The organism is Vibrio sp. K4 (assembly GCF_051122595.1).
In the GTDB taxonomy this organism is placed as follows: domain Bacteria; phylum Pseudomonadota; class Gammaproteobacteria; order Enterobacterales; family Vibrionaceae; genus Vibrio; species Vibrio owensii.
On record NZ_CP178578.1, the window covers coordinates 176566 to 195178 of the forward strand.

Consider the following 18613-nt stretch of genomic DNA (forward strand, 5'->3'; position numbering starts at 1 on the left):
CAATTGCACCGCACGGATAAACTCGGTAAGTTGAAAGAAAAACCAGAGGTCAATGTCGTGCTCGATCATCCATTTACTCAACGTGCTCTTGATGTGATTCGCTCGAAATCCGCAGGAGCGCCGCAATCACATCCTTTCGCAGTGACCATCAACTTTCATCCAGATCGAACCACTTCTAAGGGCGAACCGCTGCTTAAAGCAATAGTCCAAGATGGCAAGCTCAAATCCCAATTTGAAACTGGCACAAGCAACGGCGGACTGACGGCTTACGAAGGTGGGGAGCGTTGGCGTTGGGAGCAGCGCGTGTTTGATGGTGTGTACGACAATAGCCAACCAAATCAACGCCCAAAGTATGGCGCGTTAAACTTCTCAGGTTCAGAAATTGGCGCTTCACCAAGATTTGGTTCGAGCTACTTCTTATTGAAACCAGAGATCAGCAAACGAGCGACATTCTGTTATCCAGATAGCTTCTTCGAGCCAGAGCACTTTGCCACCATTGAACGCGTTCAACCCTTGTTGGATGAGTTAAACGCACAAGCGCCAGACAGGTTGGACGCCTATATCGAAACTCAAATCCACGGCGATTTGCGCTTAGAGGAAGATATTCAAGCCTTGGTGCTCGATCCATCATTTAAAGGCACAGAGGTAGAAGATTACGCTCGAGAGTTACCAGTTGAAATTCGTTGGCACAGTGGTTTTTGTGTCTCAATAAAAGACATCAATCTTTATTCAGACTACCGAGGACAAGCTATTTTAGACATCGCAAATCAGGTTGCAGAAAATGGCATGCTAACGCCACGCATTATTGGTGAAGCGGTAAAAGCAAAAGCGTTTGACGAGCAAGATTTGAAAAAAGTCTGGCACTACTTAGCGCGATTTGGGTTTGATTATCGACAGACTGGGGGTTAAAAGCCACCAGCCCATTTGTCGAAATCGTCGATCACGTTAAGCTCTTGTTGAGTACGAGGGCGCGGGTAATACGGTAGAGCAAGTAACTTCTCTGATGGCATTAGCAGCCAATCTGGTGACATCTTCATGCGCACCAACTCTTGCTCATCATCACGGCGAACAAACATGTAATAGCCATCTACGTGGGTATTGGCGTAGCTGGCTATTTGTACAATCTCGCCGCTTGGCAGTTTTACTTTGCGTCCCAAAGGATACAAACGATGCAGCGCAAAGCTCACATGTGCATCCTCTAGATAACCCCTTTTGAATCGAGAGATACCAATCGCAGTCGACGTTGTTCGATGAGACCATCCCGCTAGCTTCAAGCCCTTGAGAGAATCTTTGAATGGTTGTCCTTTTGGCTCACCTTCATTGGAGATGAATTGCACCGTTAGCGCGTCACCTTGCTCATCTAAAATCTGCAAGAACTGCTCACCCGTTTTATCTGCCAATAATTTCACGTTACTGCTCCGCCAAAAGGTTTGTGAATGGAATACTATAAAGCCACCATCGCAAAGTTCAAGCTCATCCTCTCAATCCCTTTTCCCGATGAGTAATCGTCTCTACAACGAGAATGCACAGTGTCGGGTTCTACAAACAGCGTTTAGAGACAGACACAAGCAAAAATTGTTAGGGTGGGTTTATCTTTTTTATCGCGGGTTTACCATCACTTTTCGTCAATCTTGCTATGATGATTTGGTAACCCTTTAAGGAGCAAAGAATGAATCTAAAACGCTATGTTGTGTTGCCTATGATGGCAGCAGCGCTATTTGGCTGTGCTCAACACGAATCCGATGACACCGCAAAAATCATGACCGTTAATCTAGGTCCAGAACTGGTGGACTGTGTGGGTGTCGGGCCAATGAAATGCATGGTGGTCGATGGTAACTACTTCTATGACCAAATCGACGGTTTTGAATTTGAATCAGGTTCCGAGTACACCTTAAAAATCAAACGCACTCAGCGATTTACCCCAGAGAATGCACCAGCCGATGCGAGCTTGTATCGATATGAGCTGATTGAAGTGTTAGAGAAGCGATAACCATAACGTTCACCACCCATAGAAAAGGAAGTTTTATGTTTGGAAATTGGAAACGAAACCGCCAAATTCGCGAGGTCGCAAAGGACATCACGCCAAAACTAGCACTCAAGTATGGTGAGAAAGCAGATTACTCGAAGGAAGAGATCGATTGGGCGCTGAAAGAAAATGGCAAGACAGATGATGCCTTTGCCCTGATCGCATACGGCATGTTGATTAGCCAAGCTGCTTACGTGCCGATGGGCCTAAGCCAAGAGCTAGGGGAACATGCTGAATTCCAATCCGAAGTCTCACTTGCTTTGTTTGACCAAGCGACAGATCTGGTGAGCGTCAGTGCTTTACTGACTTACGCAGAGATTCAAGACAGCCACAAACAACAGCCCGCTACTGATTCGGATGATTTCGATGCTGATGGTGGAGACTTTGGAGGAGACGGCGGTGGGGATGGTGGCGGTGAATAGCAATTAAGCCAGCATCTGTGGCAATAAAAAGCGACGCTAAGTCATCTCAATATTAAACACGAAAAGGCTCATCACGAGCCTTTTAGCTTATCACCTTGGGTAACTTAAAAGCTTCGTTTTGCTTACACCAAGCCTTTCAATTTCGCCAAACCATAAGCGGCGATAGTCACGCAGTCTTTGATTTCACCATCTATCATCATTTGCTCGAACGCTTCAACTGAGAACGAGCGTGTGATCAAGTCTTCTTCTTCACTGTCTAGCTGATTGCCCACTTCGGCTAACTCACTCGCAAAATACACATGACAAGTCTGGTTTAAGAATCCATAAGCGATGAACTGCGCACCAACGTACTCCATCTTATTGGCTTGCATGCCCGTCTCTTCTCGAAGCTCACCTTTTGCTAGCTCAAGATGATCCGCATCTGGATTTGATTCCCACGCCCCTTGTGGGATTTCCCAACAACGTTGCCCTACGGTGTAACGAAACTGCTGTACTAAGTGAATCACGCCGTTATCGATAGCCAGAATCGCTGCACAGTCTGGCTTGTCGACCACACCGTAGATGCCCTCTGCTCCACTAGGACGTTGGATCTTATCTTCACGTACCGTCATCCATTTGTTTTGATACACCACTTTGCTGTCGAGCTGCTTGATGTCTGCCATGAGAGTCCTTACTGCTTGATTCTTCGAAATTAGTTATTGGATTAGAAGCCATTCTAACGCTGTTTGCGTGTCAGTTTGTAGACGGTTTTCAAATTCAACGCGCTTATTGGTATTCAATATATCCAATCAAAACAATCATTCATCGCAATGATTACGATGGCGCGAAATGGCAAGTTTTCAGCTCGAGGAACTCATATAGTTAACCCATCGACGCAAGGCATGGCTTTGCAAACTTGTTCATTATTGATTGAGGGTTCTTATGAGCGCATCGGATAAAGTCTACGGTTTCAACACTCCACAACGTCTGTTTGTTGGTTATACCTTGGCGGTATTGGTGGACCTTACGGTACTGAACTTCTATGACGAATATTGGGATTTCGTAACCATTGATTCATTTACGATTTCTTTCGCCGCGGCATTGCTGCTTCAGTTGCTCTTGAAGCTGTCGATCAAAGCGGAACACAAAATCGCAGAGTACTTTAAATCGAAGCCGGGCACGGCACCTAAGATTTACCGTGGTATCTCGACTTACGTTATCTTGGTCGGTTCGAAGTTCGTGATGCTAGAAGCCATTAACATTCTGTTCGGTGACAAGGTTGACTTTAGTGGCCCTTGGAATGGTGTCGTCGCCTTCTTTGCGGTGGTGTTTACTATCCTGATTTCAGAAGTCATCGTCGGTAAGATTTACTTCAAACTTGGCGAGAAAGAACAACAAGCACAACGTGAATTGGCAGAAAACAACGCTAGCTAATAAGCAAGTTCGATGAATACAAAACAGCATCGATAGAAACAAAAAAGCGCTGAGAAATCAGCGCTTTTTTCGTTTGTTTGTTCATTTAAGCCACAAGGATGTTCTTAAGCTCGTTCAATGATTCCACCGTGTAGCTTGGTGCAATACGTTCATCCACACTCGCACCTGTGGTGTTCAACCAACACGTTTCAATGCCAAAGTTGTTGCCACCCAAGATATCGGAATGCAGGTTGTCGCCCACCATCAATACGCGCGTCTTACATGGGTTGCCCATTTGCGTCATCGCGTATTCAAAAATACCCAGATCCGGCTTAGCAATACCAACTTGCTCAGAAATCACCACGTGCTCGAAGTAATCGCTCATACCTGTGCGCTCTAGGCGAATCGCTTGCAGTTCGGTAAAACCATTAGTGATGATGCCCATTTTGGCTTTACCTTGCAGCGCTTCCATCAACTCTTTCGCACCCGGCAACAAAGTACAGATGTCTGCCATCGCTTCTAAGAATGCGCTGTTGAGATCCGCCGTTGTGGTGTTGAGCTTTTCTGCCCATTCAGTAAAGCGTTTGTGCTTGAGCTCATCTGCCGTCACTTTACCATCTTGGTAATCTACCCAAAGTGGCTTGTTGACCGTTTGGTAGTGGGCAAAATCTTGCTCGGTGAAATCTACGCCTTTGCGAGAAAACATCAGCTGCAAACCTTTGAAGGCATCAAAGTGAAACAAGGTTTCGTCAGCGTCAAACAAGATCCAATCGTATTTCATTTTCTTCTTTCCAATATCCAGGTCGTTTTCTGCCGCATAGTCTAATTGTTTTCTTCTTGAAGATAATCTCTATAATTGGAAAATGATTGTATCGTTTTTCTCAACAATAAAATTAATAATAGATAACCCCCAATAACCTAGGAGCACGCCGTGAATTCCATTGCGTCACTGCCAGTATTTGTCGCTGTCGTCGAATGCGGCAGCTTTTCCCTAGCCGCCAAGCAGTTAAACCTGACTAAATCGGCGATAAGCAAACGCATTAACCAACTCGAAGATGACCTCGGCATTCGCTTGATTAATCGCACCACAAGAAAGCTCAGCCTAACCGAAGCTGGACGTCGATACTTCGAGTACGCTTCACAAGCAGTCAACTTAGCTCAACAAGGTGTCGATGCCGTTTCTGAGCTGCAAGGCTCACCGCAAGGTCGGCTCAAAATCACAGCGCCGATGTCTTTTGGTGTGTTGCACGTTGCGCCACTTATCAGCGAATTTCTTGCACGTTACCCGAAAATTGAGGTCGATTTACAGCTAGAAGACGCCATGGTGGATTTGGTTGAACAAGGCTTTGATTTGGGGATTCGCATCGGCGAACTTGCGACTTCTAACCTTGTCGCTAAACGCCTTGCTCCGTGTAAAAGCGTACTGTGCGCCTCTCCCGAATACCTAGAAGAGTTTGGCGTACCAACCAAACCAAGCGATTTGGTGACGCACAACTGTTTGCGTTATTCGTATTTCCGAGGCGGGGTCGAATGGATGTTCATTAACAGCGGCAACGAATACAAGGTGCTGCCGAAGGGCAACTTTGTGGTCAACAACAGTGAAGCGATTCGCCAGCTGCTCTTAAGAGGGTCTGGCATCGCACAATTACCGACCTTCATCGCCGCGAAAGACTTTGCAGCCGGTAACTTAAAACCGCTTATGGAAGACTTCTCTCTCCCTGAGCATGCCATCTATGCGGTGTTTCCAGAGCGCAAACACATGCCATTGAAAGTACGTGTATTCATCGACTTCATCAGCGAAAAGCTCGGCACTGATACACCGTATTGGGATCGTTATTGATTGATATTGTAACCTCCCTCAGCACAAGCAAAACAATGAGCTGAGGGAGCAAATCTGCTAGGTACAGAATTTTTAGTATTGTATTCACCTAGAGCGTTTCAGCAATAAAACTTCTCCACCCACCAGTATGGGTAATGTCAGTTGAGCCATCGACAGCAATGGGCTCACATATAAAGCCCTTCACCCATTGGCCAGAGTCTAACTCGACATTACCTAACCCTAGAGGGTGTGGAATTTGTTCAAGCAATGCTCCAATATGACGTTTCGGTATTCGCCAAATTTCGACTTCAATCCTCTTGCCTTGCTCTGGCATTCTTACCAAGCCCGGTCTTAATGGTGGTCCACCAGCAAGACAATAAAGCGCGTAGTTTTCAGACGTTGTTGTTCGCAGCTTGAAATTCGCCCCTAGCTCAATCAACTGATGATTTAACGTTAAGTCTTTCATGTGCGCCCCACACACCAGCAGATCTACGCTATCAAGATTAGCAAGCTGAATTTGAGTCGCACCAAGAGGCAAGTTCATCATTGTTTGCCACTCACAAGCCAAGTTGATTAAGGTTTCATCTTGATACGTCTGAGCAAACAAAGTCACGCCAAATGGTAGCCCTTCATCGGTGAATCCAGCGGGTATCGCAATGGCGCTGTAATCCAACAAGTTCATGAAGTTAGTGTAGTAACCGAGGTTGGTATTAAGCGCAATAGGGTCGTCATTGACCTCCTCAATCTTGTAGATGGTGCCTGTCGTTGGTGTGAGAACAACATCAATGTCATCCATCAACTGATCACACTGCACTTTGTATTCTTGAAGTTGGTAGATGGCTTTAAAGGTCTCTGCCGCAGAGAGCGTTTTGGCTCCACCGACAATCTTTTGAATCACATCCAAACAGCTTTCTTCATTACTCTCAAAGAACTCTTGTATCGCAGCGTAGCGCTCCGCAACCCAAGGACCGTGATAGAGTAAGTCTGCAGCTTGGATAAATGGCTCAAGATCAAACGGAATCACCTTGGCGCCCAATGCTTCCAAGCGAGCTACAGCCTGAGCATAAAGCTTGCGATACTCATCATTACCGAAGAACTTCAATTGCGCTTCATTTGGAACACCGACCCGAACCCCAGCAAATGTTTTCGGGTCGTCAAAGCTTGGCCCAATTGAGCATCGTGAAAAACAATCCCTCTCATCGTATTTAGCAGCGACTTGATACAGTACGCCGAGGTCCTCTGCACTCTTTGCAAAGAAAGTCACGCAGTCCAAGGTTCGACAGGCAGGAACCACACCACTGCAACTCAACAAACCCTTACTCGGCTTTAGACCGTACAGGTTATTGAACGCAGCAGGAACGCGCCCGGAGCCTGCTGTGTCAGTACCTAACGAAAAGTAGACTTGGTTAGTCGCCACAGAGACCGCACTACCCGAGCTTGAGCCGCCTGAAATATAACTTGGGTCGAAGCTGTTCTTCACTGCCCCCCAAGGACTGCGAGTACCAACTAGGCCTGTCGCGAACTGATCCATATTGGCTTTTCCAAGTGGTACAGCACCTGCTTTTATCAGCAGTTCAACAACAAATGCGGATTCAGAAGGTTGATAGCGGTATGCATCACAACCCGCTGTCGTTTCTAATCCGGCGAGATCAATGTTGTCTTTAATGGCGAAAGGAACACCAAACAGAGGTAAGTCGTGGCTACCTTTTTCCGTTAGGTAATTAATAAAAACATCCAGTTGTTCATCTGAAATCACTGAAATCCAAGAGTTAAACTCATCCTCTCGCACTTGCTGAAGTTTTTCAGTTAGAAACGCTTTAACGTCGAGTTCTTCAGAGCGATAAGCTTCTAGCAAATCACTAATCGTTAAAGGGGCTGATTGAGAGAGGTTTGATACGGTTAAATCGTTCATATTTCTATCCTTAGAACCGTTATGCGGCACACGTGTTTACAACAAGGAGTGGCTCACCAGCATGAACTTGAGCGCCAGCATCATGACAAATGGAATCGACAACACCAGACACACTTGCTGTCACCTCTAGTTCCATCTTCATGGCTTCAAGTATCATCACGACCTCGTTTTCTTTAACGGTCTGTCCCGGCTCAACAAGCACTTGCCAAATATTGCCTGCGACATGGCTTTCTATCGCCTCTTGCCCTTCTGCGAGTTCCGTTTTCACAGATGATTGCTCGATTTCTGTCGCAACAAAGTCCGCTTGTCCTGACTCTTCCCAGCGTTGACGCTCTTCTTCAAAAGCCTTCTGCTGACGCGTTTTGCTCGCTTTGATCTCATCAGCATGCTCATCGAGAAAAGCTTGATAATCCAAGAGTGAAAATTCAGTCTGTTCAATTTTCACTGGATAATGACCTTGTGGGTGTTTCTCACGAATATCGAGGAGCTCTTCCGCACTGACTTCATAGAACTTAATCTGATCAAAAAATCGCAACAGCCAAGGTTTAGTGAAAGCTTCTGTTAGGCGGTAACGGTTCCACATTTGCAGGGTGCGCCCCACAAATTGATACCCTCCCGGCCCTTCCATGCCATAGACACACATATATGCACCACCAATCCCCACCGCATTTTCAGGTGTCCAAGTACGAGCTGGATTGTATTTTGTTGTGACTAAGCGATGTCGAGGATCCATCGGTGTTGCCACTGGTGCTCCAAGATAAACGTCCCCAAGTCCCATGACTAAGTAGCTGGCATCAAAGACGATTTTCTTTACATCCTCGACACAATCGAGGCCATTGATACGGCGGATAAACTCAATATTATCAGGGCACCAAGGCGCATCTTTACGAACCACTTCATCGTATTTTCGAATCGCAAGTCGTGTTGCTTCGTCGTCCCAAGAAAGCGGTAAATGCACGATTCGGGCAGGCACCGATAACTGGTCAATGTTATCTAGCCCCGCTTCAATCACTTCTAACTCTGCTAGTAACTGCTCTCTCGGTAACACAAGGTTATCGTAGTGAATCTGCAAGGACCGAATCCCCGGAGTGAGCTCTTCAACGCCCACAATTTGCTTCTGCTGTAACTTGAGCATGAGGGCATGAACACGAAAGCGAAGACGAATATCCAACACTTGAGGGCCATATTCGACCAATAAGTAATCTTCACCACTTGGACGATAAATAACCTCTTCGCCATAGCGGTCAGCTGGAATGGTTTTGATGACTGGTGAGATAGGCTCGGTTTTTGGCAGTGCTAGTTCGCTGATCACGCCCGTTTCAATCTGAGTCAGTTGCACGCGCTCGGCATGTTCTGCGTCTTGCACCGACACCGGAATAAAGCGAATTTTGTCACCCGCCTTGAGTTGTCCCATTTTCCATAGGTCTGCTTTTATGATGGTCGCAGGACAAACGAAGCCACCTAAGCTTGGGCCATCAGGCCCCAGAATGACTGGCATATCCCCAGTAAAATCAATAGTGCCAACCGCATACGCATTGTCATGGATATTGGAGGGATGTAGACCTGCTTCGCCACCATCAGAGCGTGCCCAGTTTGGTTTCGGTCCGATTAGGCGAACGCCAGTACGACTGGAGTTAAAGTGCACTTTCCATTCTGCGTCAAAGAAGCTGTCGATATCCTGTTGGGTGAAATAGTCCGGTGCTCCATGTGGGCCGTAAATCACCCTAATTTGCCACTCACCATCAAATTCGGTTTGTGTTATCGCGTCTAGCTTTGGTTCTGCCTTTGACACTTCTCTATTGAGGTGCAAAACATCACCAGCCACAAGTGCTCGCCCAGCGTGACCACCAAACTGCCCAAGGGTAAATGTTGAACGACTGCCAAGGTATTCTGGACAATCTATGCCGCCATGCACCGCCAGATAAGTTCTAGCTCCATCAAGTACCTTGCCTAGCTTTAACACTTGTCCCGCTTCCACTTTCACACGGGTTTTCATTTCGATTTGCTGACCATCCAGTGAAGCTTCTATCGTTGCCCCAGTCAGCGCGATAAACGTGGCCTGATTGAATCTTAACGTTGGACCAGACACGATGATCTCTAATCCTGCAACTGACTCAAGGTTTCCAACAAGGCAATTCGCTAAACGGAAACTTAATGAGTCCATGGGGCCCGACGGTGGTACACCAATATCCCAATAACCGGTACGAGCAGGGTAGTCTTGAATCGTGGTTTGCGTCCCACCACTGAGCACATCAAAAGTATGAGGTTGGAATTCAAAACTGTTTAAAGATTGAGTCAGCACTTCGCCCTTTTTGACTAACTCACTATCGAGTAGTTGGCTCAGGTAAGCTTGGTTGTGCTCAATGCCATAGACAGTGCTGTTATCTAGGCCGCGTTTAAGCTCTGATAACGCGGTCTCTCGGTCTTTCGCATGAACGATGACTTTAGCAAGCATAGGGTCAAAGAACGGAGAGACTTCCACCCCGGCCTCAATCCAATGTTCGATGCGTAAGTTATCTTGCTTCGCCCAGTCCACATGGCTCAATAACCCAGCACAAGGTTGGAAATTTTTATTGGCGTCTTCAGCATAGAGTCGAACTTGAATGGCATGGCCTTTTGATTCTAGGCTTGTGCCTGCTTTTTCCAGATCGAATGCCTGTGCACCTTGGCGAATCATCCATTCGACCAGATCAACACCAAAGACCTCTTCCGTTACACCATGCTCGACTTGCAGCCGTGTGTTCACTTCCAAAAAGTAGAACGCTTGGGTCTGTTGGTCCAACACAAACTCGACCGTACCCGCGTTTCGATAATTCACCTTGCTAGCAAGACGAATTGCCGTGTTCTGGAGCTCTGTTCGAGTGCTTTCACTCAAGTTCGGAGCAGGCGTTTCTTCGATGACTTTTTGGTTTCGTCGCTGAGCCGAGCAATCTCGCTCTCCGAGTGCAACCACATGTCCGCGTCCATCACCAAAAATCTGCACCTCGATGTGGCGAGCTTGCTGAATAAACTTTTCGACAAACACACCGTCATTACTGAAGTTGTTTGCGCTAAGCCGCTTTACGCTATCGAAAGCTTCCGTCAGTTCATCACTAGAAAAGCAACATTGCATGCCTATGCCACCACCACCAGCGGTACTTTTTAGCATCACTGGATAACCAATCTTTTCTGCCGCGATAAGTGCTTGCTGTTTGTCGCTGAGAAGCTCCGTCCCGGGAAGCAACGGAACCTTCGCTTGTGTTGCAATACGGCGAGCTGAATGCTTCAAGCCAAACGCTCGCATTTGTTCCGCGGTAGGTCCTAAAAAGACCAACCCTTCTTGTTCACAACGTTCTACAAATTCTGGGTTTTCACTAAGAAAGCCGTAGCCGGGATGAATGGCTTCCGCACCCGCCAGTTTGGCGATAGAGATGATCTTTTCTTGATCGAGATAAGTTTCCGATGCTCCACCCTTTCCAAGTGAGAAAGCTTGGTCTGCATCGACAACATGTAGGCTTTGCGCATCGGCCTCACTGTAAACGGCGACACTTCCGATATTGAGTCGTTTTAATGTACGAATGACACGGCAGGCAATGGCACCACGGTTAGCAATTAACACCTTACTAAACATAATTTTGTCCCTAAAATCCGGGTCGTCCCGGAAGAATAAAGAGCATCAAATAGGGTCGTCCCTAGCTCGTTTTCTCAGCTCATTTACTGGGATTTACTGCCAAACAAGAACCTCAACAGGCGTTGGATTGTAAGCGTTGCATGGGTTGTTTAATTGCGGGCAGTTTGACATGAGTACGATGGTGTCCATGTGGGCTTTGAGCTCAACGTATTTACCAGCGCCACTGATCCCATCCGCAAAGGTCAACCCACCTTCCGCGGTGACAGGCACATTCATAAAAAAGTTGATGTTATGAGTGAGGTCGCGCTTACTCATGCCAAAGTGCTCATTCTCTGAAACCGCAAGTAACCAGCTGTCGCGACAGGCATGCATGCATTTTTTGTCAATCGAATAGCGGACCGTATTGCTCTCCGTTGAACACGCACCGCCAAGAGTATCGTGTCGACCACATGTGTCTGCAACGATTTCAAGCATCACGTTACCAAGATCTGAGAGAATTTTAGTGCCTGCGGTGAGGTAAACATTGCCTTGCTCTCGTATCGTATCAATTGCACTGTAACGTTCTGATGGGTCATTCGCATTGTAAAACAGCACATCCGCCGCTTGGTTGCCTTCAATATCTAGAATACGAACGGTGTGGCCTTTCTTGACCACCTTCATGTAGTAGTCACCCGCAGGAACGACATCTCGATAGAGCGCTTCACTTGGTATTAATTGGCTTTCTACGATCATGTTTTACTCCTTTAATAACGATGATGAGATTGAGAGGACGCTTGCTGAGTAGCATTGGTATAGCGTCGGTTGTTTTCAAAACCGCGCGCATTTTCTTCTCGATGATTTAGGCATGCATCGCTTTCTAACATCGCCTCCGACTCAAACACGGATACTTCTACTGGTTTATATGGATAGGTCTCTGATGGATTGAGAGGATGTGGACACGTGGTCATCACAACCAAGGTATCCATCTCAAAGCGAAGTTCGATACAGTCATCGGCTTTACTGTGGCCTAAGTGATAAGCCAGATTGCCTTCTTCATCCGTCGCCACTTTGCTAAACAGATTAAGGTTTGCGGCCAAATCTCGCTTTCCTAAGCCGTATTTTGCCACTTCAACTAGCAAGGCATCGTAGCCATTTTGCTTCCATTGATTTCGCTCACTTTGGTAGTCTCTTTCCCCCCATTTTTGCGCCACTTTCTGCTTGTTCGCAACACCACAAACGGTATCGATCCATCCGGTATCATCACGAACGATAGAACAGAAGATTCGCCCCATATCCGAGTATAAACAGTTACCCGTCGACAGTTTAAAGGTGTGTTGGCACTTCAATGTATCTGGCGCATTGTAGCGCTCTAGAGGGTTTGCTGGGTTGTAGAACAACACACTCAAGTTTGCTCCGCCTTCTAAGTCTTTAAACCTTACCGTGCGCCCTTTCGGCACCACCATAGACCAGTGTGCAGCACCGGGTAATGTGTCGTAAAAAGACACGTCCTGTCCTATTAACATATTCAGTTCCTTATGCGATTTTCTTGAGAATAAGATCTCGAGGCGTTTGATCAATTTGCTCCGTCGGGATATCAAACGTCACTTGAGCACCAAACCTTTCCGGGGCTTGGTCATCTTGTCGAGTGTGGTCAAACACCCATAGGCGATTACCAAGGTGAAAACCTTCGCTGAGATCATGTGTGATCATAAATACGGTGAGTTGCTGCTCTTTCCACAGCGATTTAACTAAGGTGTGCATGTCCTTTCGAATACCAGGATCAAGCGCACCAAACGGCTCATCCAGTAGGAGTATTCTTGGTTTCTTAATCAAAGCTTGAGCAATCGACAGCCGTTGTCTCATGCCACCTGATAACTCATGGGGATACTTATCTTGAGCCGCAATGAGCCCGACCTGCTCTAGCATGGCTTGAGCTTGTTGCTTTGCTTGTTGTCTTTTGGCACCTAGCAAGCGCCCAAACAAAGTACTGGTCACGCCTTTATCTTCAAACTCATAGCCCAACATAACGTTTTCAAGTACGGTCAAATGGGGAAACACTGAATACTTTTGAAATACAATACCGCGCTCAACACTCGGTTCTTTAGCCAAAGGTTGACCATCCAAAAGTATGCGTCCTCTAGACTGTGTTTCGGTTCCTAACAACATATTCAGAAAGGTGGTTTTTCCACACCCTGAAGCACCTACAATGCTGACAAAGTCGCCCTGATTCACCGTGAGGTTCAAACGCTCTAGCACAATGTTGTCGCCGTACTCTTTCCACACTTGTTTGATTTCAATAATCGGTTGCTGGTCAGCCATGATTCTCTCCTTGAGCTTGGTGATACCAAGGGCTTAGTTTTTGCGATGCCAAACGCAATAACCAATCCATGCAGTAGGCTAAAATCGTGATCCACAAAACGTATGGCAAGATCACATCCATTGATAAATAACGACGAACAAGGAAGATTCGATAACCCAAGCCCTCTGTTGCGACAATCGCTTCGGCCGCAATTAAGAACAGCCATGCACTGCCTAATGTGAGTCGCACTGCTTCAATCAACTTGGGCATGATTTGCGGCAAAATGACTCGGACAATGATCTGCCAACTATTGGCCCCAAGTGTCTGAGCTTTGATGAGCTGCTCATCAGGTAAACTTTGCACACGTAGCTGAATGTCTCGAATAATGATCGGGCACACTCCGACCACGATCAGCACCACCTTTGACACTTCACCGACACCAAACGAGATAAACAGAATTGGCAGAATCGCCATAGGTGGAATCAATGAAACCGCGGTAATCACCGGTGACAAAGACGAGCGCACCAAGGGAATGATGCCAGTAGCAATCCCTAACGAAAGTCCAAGCAGTGCACTGATCCCTATACCCCAACCAAGACGAACCAAACTGGCGCTGGTGTCTACCCACATGAGGTATTTGCCCGTTCTCTTACTTGGCGTAAAAGCCATGCGGTCAATGGCATCAGCAAAGCTGCTAAATGCTGGCAGTAACTTGTCTGCTGAATTTTCAGCTAACCGGGCATCAGATGCCGTGACATAAACCGCCAGCATGATTAGAAAAGGCATCACACCCAACATGACACGCCCAAACTTCGATGGGTAACGATTGATAACTTTGGTCATAACAACTCCATTTCCAATAACCAAATACAGCAGTTACAGCTTGTTCTCTGCCGCCATTTGCATGTATTCAGAAGTAAATCGGAGTTTGATGTTATTTGGGTTTCCGTACACACCTGCAGGCGTCTCTACGCCAATGAACTTGGCATCCGGAGCGCCATCACCCAGTAACCCATGTTCGAAAGAGAACTCGCTGACTTTCTGCATTGTCGTGGCCAGTTTCGGGCTTTGAGTAAAAGTCACGGCATCATCGGCAGAGTAAAACATATTGGTCGCTTGCAGCTGGGACTTGTAACCTTCAAGGTCTGTGCCTGAAGCTTGTGCCATGTATGACTTCGCTTCATCACCTTTAGAGTCGGATTGCATGACCGACATGATTTCATACCATGCGCCAGTCAGTGCTTTGCCCAGAGCAGGATTGCTTTGCAGGGTGTCTGTGTTCACCACAAGAAGGTCAATTATTTCCCCAGGAATATCAGAAGAGTCGAAAACAAAAGAGGTATCTGGTTGAGAAGTAATTTCGCTGAGCAGGGGGTTCCATGTCACAACGGAAGAGACATCATTAGTGCTAAACGCGGCGACCAGATCCGCATCCGACGTATTAACGACCTTAACATCTCGCTCACTCAGCCCAACACTTTCTAGAGCACGAGCCATTAGGTAGTGCGAAACACTCAGTTCAACGAGGTTGATAGATTGGCCTTTTAAATCGGAGAGACTTTTGTCACCTTTGAGAACAATACCGTCGTTACCATTAGAAAAGTCACCGACAACCAGCGCGGTTGAATCTACGCCACTTGCAGCAGGAATGGTTAAGGCATCCATATTGGTCATGACAGTGGCATCAAACTGACCAGTGGTGAACTGATTAATCGATTCTATATAGTCGTTGACCTGTACGACGTCAATCTCAATGCCATACTTCTCAGCCCACTTGTCTAAAATGCCAGAATGGTCTGCATAATCCCAAGGCATCCAACCTACATAAATAGACCACGCGAGCGTAAACTTCTGTTTCTCTTCTGCTAATGCTGTTGAGGGAAATGCAGTGGCCAACAGAGTGGTGCCAAGCATTGCGGTGAGTACGCTTTTCTTGAATCGAGCTTTCATTGGAATCTCCTCCATGAGTCACACTTAGATATCAACACAAGAGACACAACCAAATGGCTTGGTTTAATCTCCCGGGCTTCTATCCCTCCGTGTGACCTCTTGCGAGGTTGACAACTCTTGACCCAGACACTGTATCAACAGCCGGAACCCTAGATGTCTATTGCCAAATTGTCCGTTAGATACACATAACTGTGCTTCTAACCTTATGCTCTTGCGACACAGTTATCAGTAATCCAAATCTCATGCCAAAAACTTAAGCCTTTAAATATCATAACCTTACTTGGAGTTCGTAATAGCCCACCACATAAAAGCCCACTAACTTAGTGCAAGGATCACCAAGTTAGTGCAAAGCAATGTAGAACCGCAAAACACCTTTGGAATCTGACCAATAAGAATGGTGCGAGATAGCCTAAATCTGCACTTCTTAGCATTTGGTTAATCTAATGTTTCATTTTTAACAGGTGCGCAACCATCATAGGAGCGCTAACTTAAGTAGCACGTCAACCACACCGGAGTGTGAAGCTATGAAAGTACTGATTCAATACACCCAAGCGGGTAAATATCGTGACCAAGCGTGGGAATCACTGACGCTAAAAGCAAAAGGCGAGATGCAAGCCGTGACGCCTTCTTATGCCGCACAGCTTATTGAGCAAAACAAAGCGACGCTTGTAATGACGGAAGACGAACAAGTCATCTTCCATTCTTAAGTAACAGATATCGATAAAAAATGAGCTCAAATTGGAGCTCATTTTTGTTTGATTGGTGGGTGGACTATGACGTTCAATCTTGAATGATCTTGTTGCCGCAGTTTTCGCAGATTAGATGACGAGAGAACTCATCCATAGACGCAAGGAAAGCACCAAATACTGTGCTTTTTAGAAAGCCAGAAATGAACTCCTTCTTACTGCGATTTTTATCTCCCTCAAAAGCACTTTTCTTTCTGACCAACACCACAACATGATGCGTTTCCACACCACACGAAGGACACATAACAACTTCCGTCTTTTTAGACATAATAAGCTCCTTGAAATCGATTCTGTTTTCTAAAAATTGTCTCGTTAAAGCCTCGCACTGACCTTTCCCCTCAGCGCTCGTGCATACTCAGTTAATCGTCGAGCATTGTCGGCGGTTTCGACATCGCCACAGACTTGCCCTTGATAGGTAATATTTGGGCTGGAATACACAGGTAGCAGGTTGTCTGAGTAGCTCATGATGGTTCCAGAATCACCACACAAAGCAGCATGAGCATAACGCTTGATCTGTGATTGGTTATCCTCCGTTGTCATGGAGTTGAGTGTTCTACTCTGAAGCTGAGATGACAGTGTTTTTAAATCGTGTTGTGCCCACGCTAAATGCCCTAGCTCATGCTCCAAGGCGAATGGAGCAGCTCGTACATCAGAAACCACAAAGTTAGGAAACAGATCGACCCACGTTTCGGCGATTTTGTACTCAAAATCAAAGTAACTGTTGTCTTCACTTAGGACTAGCACAACATAGAAGTTTGGCTCTTGGTACGCGCGTTCCAACAAATTGCGGTGTTGCAGATTAAGTTCATAATGGGAGGACAACATGTCCGCTGGCTTCGCGTTGCGAGCATCGAAGAATTCATAACCTGCACTCTTACGAACCATGGGGATACATGAGTTTGAGAGAATAAGATTTGAAAAGGCTAAGTCTTCCTCGATTCGTGCTTCCAATGCTTCTATGTCGAAATCGCTGAGAATGGAGTAGTCAAAGACGAATTGAACCCAAGTCTCGACTTTTTCTTCTTGGGGACATTGCGGAAGCACGAGCTTTTGGGCATCAAAATAGAGGCGAGCACTCGCGAACACCGCAACAAAAATTAAGTAAATACTTACAACTTTCAGCTTCATACATTCTTCTTACAAATTTCGCAGGCAACAAACATAAGCACATGAAATTTATAAATTAATGAAACCGATATGTAAACAAGCGCTTATTGATTATGAGAATAAGCGCCGTGAGTATGTGTGATTACTCGCCCTCGTTTAAGCGACGAATCAATTTGGCAGGCGTACCGCCATATAGACAATCTGGTGGAACATCGCTGTTTACCACTGAGTTAGCAGCAATGACTGAGCGAGCACCAATGGTTACCCCTTGGTTGATCACCGAGTTGCCACCAATCCAAACACTATCTTCAATAGTGATTGGTTTACAAAACGTTTCCCACTTAAGTCGGCTGCGGTAATCCAACGAATGTGATGCTGTGTAAAGTTGCACACTAGGGCCGATAAGTACGTGGCTACCAATGGTGATTTTGGCTCCATCAAGCATGACGACATTCATATTGATGAAGGTCTCTTCACCGATTTCAATCGTTTTACCAAACTCACAATGGAACGGCGCTCGGACCATACTCATGCCAACTTTACCAAACAGATCCTTTTGCAAAGCATCACGTTGAGATTCATCGGTATTGTTATTGAATGCCTTCAACGCATGAGTTGCGTGAGTGCGGATCGCTTCGATCTCTTCATCTGTACCGTTAAACACTTGGCCAGACATCATTTTTTCTAATTCGGTCACTGGATCATTCCTACAACTTTTGACCACGATAGATTAGCGTAAAAGAGGAATAAAAAAAGAGAAAAGCACGGGCTTTTCTCTTTCCTATTTTGTCGTTGTGCCACGTCGGGGTTATACGATTTCCCAGCTGTGAGTCATCTCTACGCCTTCGCCCAGCATTAGACATACTGAGCAGTATTTTTCTAATGAGTCCGCCGCCACTTTAGCAACGATTTCTGGGTCAAGTGCTTCACCAGAGACTTCAAAGTGAATGTTCACCTGAGTAAAGATACGTGGAGCTGTTTCACGACGTTCTGTGGTGAGTTTCGCGTTGACAGAAGCCACTTTCTGGCCCGCTGATTTTAGACCATCAACAACGTCCACAGAGCTACAACCACCAGCAGCCATCAACACCATTTCCATTGGGCTTGGTGCCGTTGCACCGCCATTGCCATCCATCACGACTGAGTGACCAGATTGAGACTGGCCGAGGAATTTAAAGTCTTCGACCCATTTTACTTCTGCTTGCATGGTTTCCCTCATTATTGCTTTTGCCTCATCGGAAACCTTCTACCAATGAGCGCTTGTTTCGTGCCGTTACTGTAGCCCTGTTGTGAGAAAGGGCAAAGAATTTTTCGTAATCACTGTAATTTTTTCGCTCTTACTTCTGTCTTC

General features: G+C 46.3%; 20 protein-coding genes and 1 riboswitch. Of the genes, 6 read left to right on the forward strand and 14 right to left on the reverse strand.

Annotation, left to right across the window (positions count from 1 at the left end; genetic code table 11):
* Window positions 1-57 precede the first annotated feature (57 nt).
* Window positions 58-909, forward strand: a complete 852-nt coding sequence (locus ACLIIY_RS18245) for a DUF3626 domain-containing protein (RefSeq protein ID WP_434529538.1) — start codon at window positions 58-60, stop codon at window positions 907-909.
* Here ACLIIY_RS18245 and ACLIIY_RS18250 read toward each other — a convergent pair.
* Window positions 906-1409: a hypothetical protein gene (locus ACLIIY_RS18250; protein WP_434529056.1), complete on the reverse strand. Its 504-nt coding sequence runs from the start codon at window positions 1407-1409 to the stop codon at window positions 906-908. The two genes, ACLIIY_RS18245 and ACLIIY_RS18250, sit on opposite strands and share 4 nt — an antisense overlap.
* 260 nt (window positions 1410-1669) lie before the next feature.
* Between ACLIIY_RS18250 and ACLIIY_RS18255 the strand changes: the two genes are divergently transcribed.
* Both ACLIIY_RS18255 and ACLIIY_RS18260 read left to right on the forward strand, forming a co-directional pair.
* Window positions 1670-1990, forward strand: a complete 321-nt coding sequence (locus ACLIIY_RS18255) for a DUF4377 domain-containing protein (RefSeq protein WP_434529057.1) — start codon at window positions 1670-1672, stop codon at window positions 1988-1990.
* A 35-nt stretch (window positions 1991-2025) separates the two neighbouring features.
* Window positions 2026-2448 (forward strand): hypothetical protein, encoded by a 423-nt coding sequence (locus ACLIIY_RS18260; protein WP_042599943.1) that lies wholly within the window; start codon window positions 2026-2028, stop codon window positions 2446-2448.
* A 122-nt stretch (window positions 2449-2570) separates the two neighbouring features.
* On the opposite strand, the gene ACLIIY_RS18265 is transcribed toward ACLIIY_RS18260, so the two are convergent.
* Window positions 2571-3110 (reverse strand): NUDIX domain-containing protein, encoded by a 540-nt coding sequence (locus ACLIIY_RS18265; RefSeq protein WP_041054182.1) that lies wholly within the window; start codon window positions 3108-3110, stop codon window positions 2571-2573.
* 259 nt (window positions 3111-3369) lie between these two features.
* On the opposite strand from ACLIIY_RS18265, the gene ACLIIY_RS18270 reads away from it, so the two are divergent.
* Window positions 3370-3861 (forward strand): hypothetical protein, encoded by a 492-nt coding sequence (locus tag ACLIIY_RS18270; protein ID WP_005442324.1) that lies wholly within the window; start codon window positions 3370-3372, stop codon window positions 3859-3861.
* A gap of 85 nt (window positions 3862-3946) precedes the next feature.
* Here ACLIIY_RS18270 and yjjG read toward each other — a convergent pair whose 3' ends face one another.
* On the reverse strand, window positions 3947-4621 hold the full coding sequence (gene yjjG / locus ACLIIY_RS18275) for a pyrimidine 5'-nucleotidase (RefSeq protein ID WP_041054186.1): 675 nt from the start codon (window positions 4619-4621) through the stop codon (window positions 3947-3949).
* A gap of 150 nt (window positions 4622-4771) precedes the next feature.
* On the opposite strand from yjjG, the gene ACLIIY_RS18280 reads away from it, so the two are divergent.
* A complete protein-coding gene (locus ACLIIY_RS18280; protein WP_434529058.1) occupies window positions 4772-5680 on the forward strand; it encodes a LysR family transcriptional regulator in 909 nt (302 codons plus the stop codon).
* 88 nt (window positions 5681-5768) lie between these two features.
* On the opposite strand, the gene atzF is transcribed toward ACLIIY_RS18280, so the two are convergent.
* From atzF to ACLIIY_RS18315, 7 genes are all read right to left on the reverse strand, one after another.
* Window positions 5769-7571, reverse strand: a complete 1803-nt coding sequence (gene atzF / locus ACLIIY_RS18285; protein WP_434529059.1) for an allophanate hydrolase — start codon at window positions 7569-7571, stop codon at window positions 5769-5771.
* A 19-nt stretch (window positions 7572-7590) separates the two neighbouring features.
* On the reverse strand, window positions 7591-11181 hold the full coding sequence (gene uca, locus ACLIIY_RS18290) for an urea carboxylase (protein WP_434529060.1): 3591 nt from the start codon (window positions 11179-11181) through the stop codon (window positions 7591-7593).
* 93 nt (window positions 11182-11274) lie between these two features.
* On the reverse strand, window positions 11275-11913 hold the full coding sequence (locus ACLIIY_RS18295) for an urea amidolyase associated protein UAAP2 (protein ID WP_434529061.1): 639 nt from the start codon (window positions 11911-11913) through the stop codon (window positions 11275-11277).
* 11 nt (window positions 11914-11924) lie between these two features.
* A complete protein-coding gene (locus tag ACLIIY_RS18300) occupies window positions 11925-12683 on the reverse strand; it encodes an urea amidolyase associated protein UAAP1 (RefSeq protein WP_434529062.1) in 759 nt (252 codons plus the stop codon).
* Window positions 12684-12693: 10 nt separating this feature from the next.
* On the reverse strand, window positions 12694-13479 hold the full coding sequence (locus ACLIIY_RS18305; protein ID WP_434529063.1) for an ATP-binding cassette domain-containing protein: 786 nt from the start codon (window positions 13477-13479) through the stop codon (window positions 12694-12696).
* On the reverse strand, window positions 13472-14302 hold the full coding sequence (locus tag ACLIIY_RS18310) for an ABC transporter permease (protein ID WP_270052170.1): 831 nt from the start codon (window positions 14300-14302) through the stop codon (window positions 13472-13474). The genes ACLIIY_RS18305 and ACLIIY_RS18310 overlap by 8 nt, the downstream gene beginning before the upstream one ends.
* A gap of 33 nt (window positions 14303-14335) precedes the next feature.
* A complete protein-coding gene (locus tag ACLIIY_RS18315; RefSeq protein WP_230677212.1) occupies window positions 14336-15409 on the reverse strand; it encodes a putative urea ABC transporter substrate-binding protein in 1074 nt (357 codons plus the stop codon).
* 66 nt (window positions 15410-15475) lie between these two features.
* Window positions 15476-15573, reverse strand: a riboswitch (guanidine-I (ykkC/yxkD leader).
* Window positions 15574-15933: 360 nt separating this feature from the next.
* Here ACLIIY_RS18315 and ACLIIY_RS18320 point away from each other — a divergent pair.
* Complete coding sequence (locus tag ACLIIY_RS18320; protein WP_009705084.1) at window positions 15934-16116, forward strand: hypothetical protein; 183 nt, start codon at window positions 15934-15936, stop codon at window positions 16114-16116.
* A 73-nt stretch (window positions 16117-16189) separates the two neighbouring features.
* Here the strand turns inward: ACLIIY_RS18320 and ACLIIY_RS18325 are convergent, their stop codons facing one another.
* The 4 genes from ACLIIY_RS18325 to ACLIIY_RS18340 form a co-directional block, all read right to left on the reverse strand.
* The gene (locus tag ACLIIY_RS18325) at window positions 16190-16423 is read right to left on the reverse strand and encodes a hypothetical protein (protein WP_009705085.1); all 234 of its coding nucleotides are present in this window, start codon (window positions 16421-16423) and stop codon (window positions 16190-16192) included.
* Window positions 16424-16467: 44 nt separating this feature from the next.
* A complete protein-coding gene (locus ACLIIY_RS18330; RefSeq protein ID WP_434529064.1) occupies window positions 16468-17283 on the reverse strand; it encodes a hypothetical protein in 816 nt (271 codons plus the stop codon).
* Between the two features lie 121 nt (window positions 17284-17404).
* Window positions 17405-17959, reverse strand: coding sequence for a sugar O-acetyltransferase (locus ACLIIY_RS18335; protein ID WP_434529065.1), 555 nt, complete (start codon window positions 17957-17959; stop codon window positions 17405-17407).
* A gap of 111 nt (window positions 17960-18070) precedes the next feature.
* Entirely contained in the window at window positions 18071-18469 is a 399-nt protein-coding gene (locus ACLIIY_RS18340; RefSeq protein WP_005438193.1) for an OsmC family protein, read from the reverse strand.
* Window positions 18470-18613: the final 144 nt, after the last annotated feature.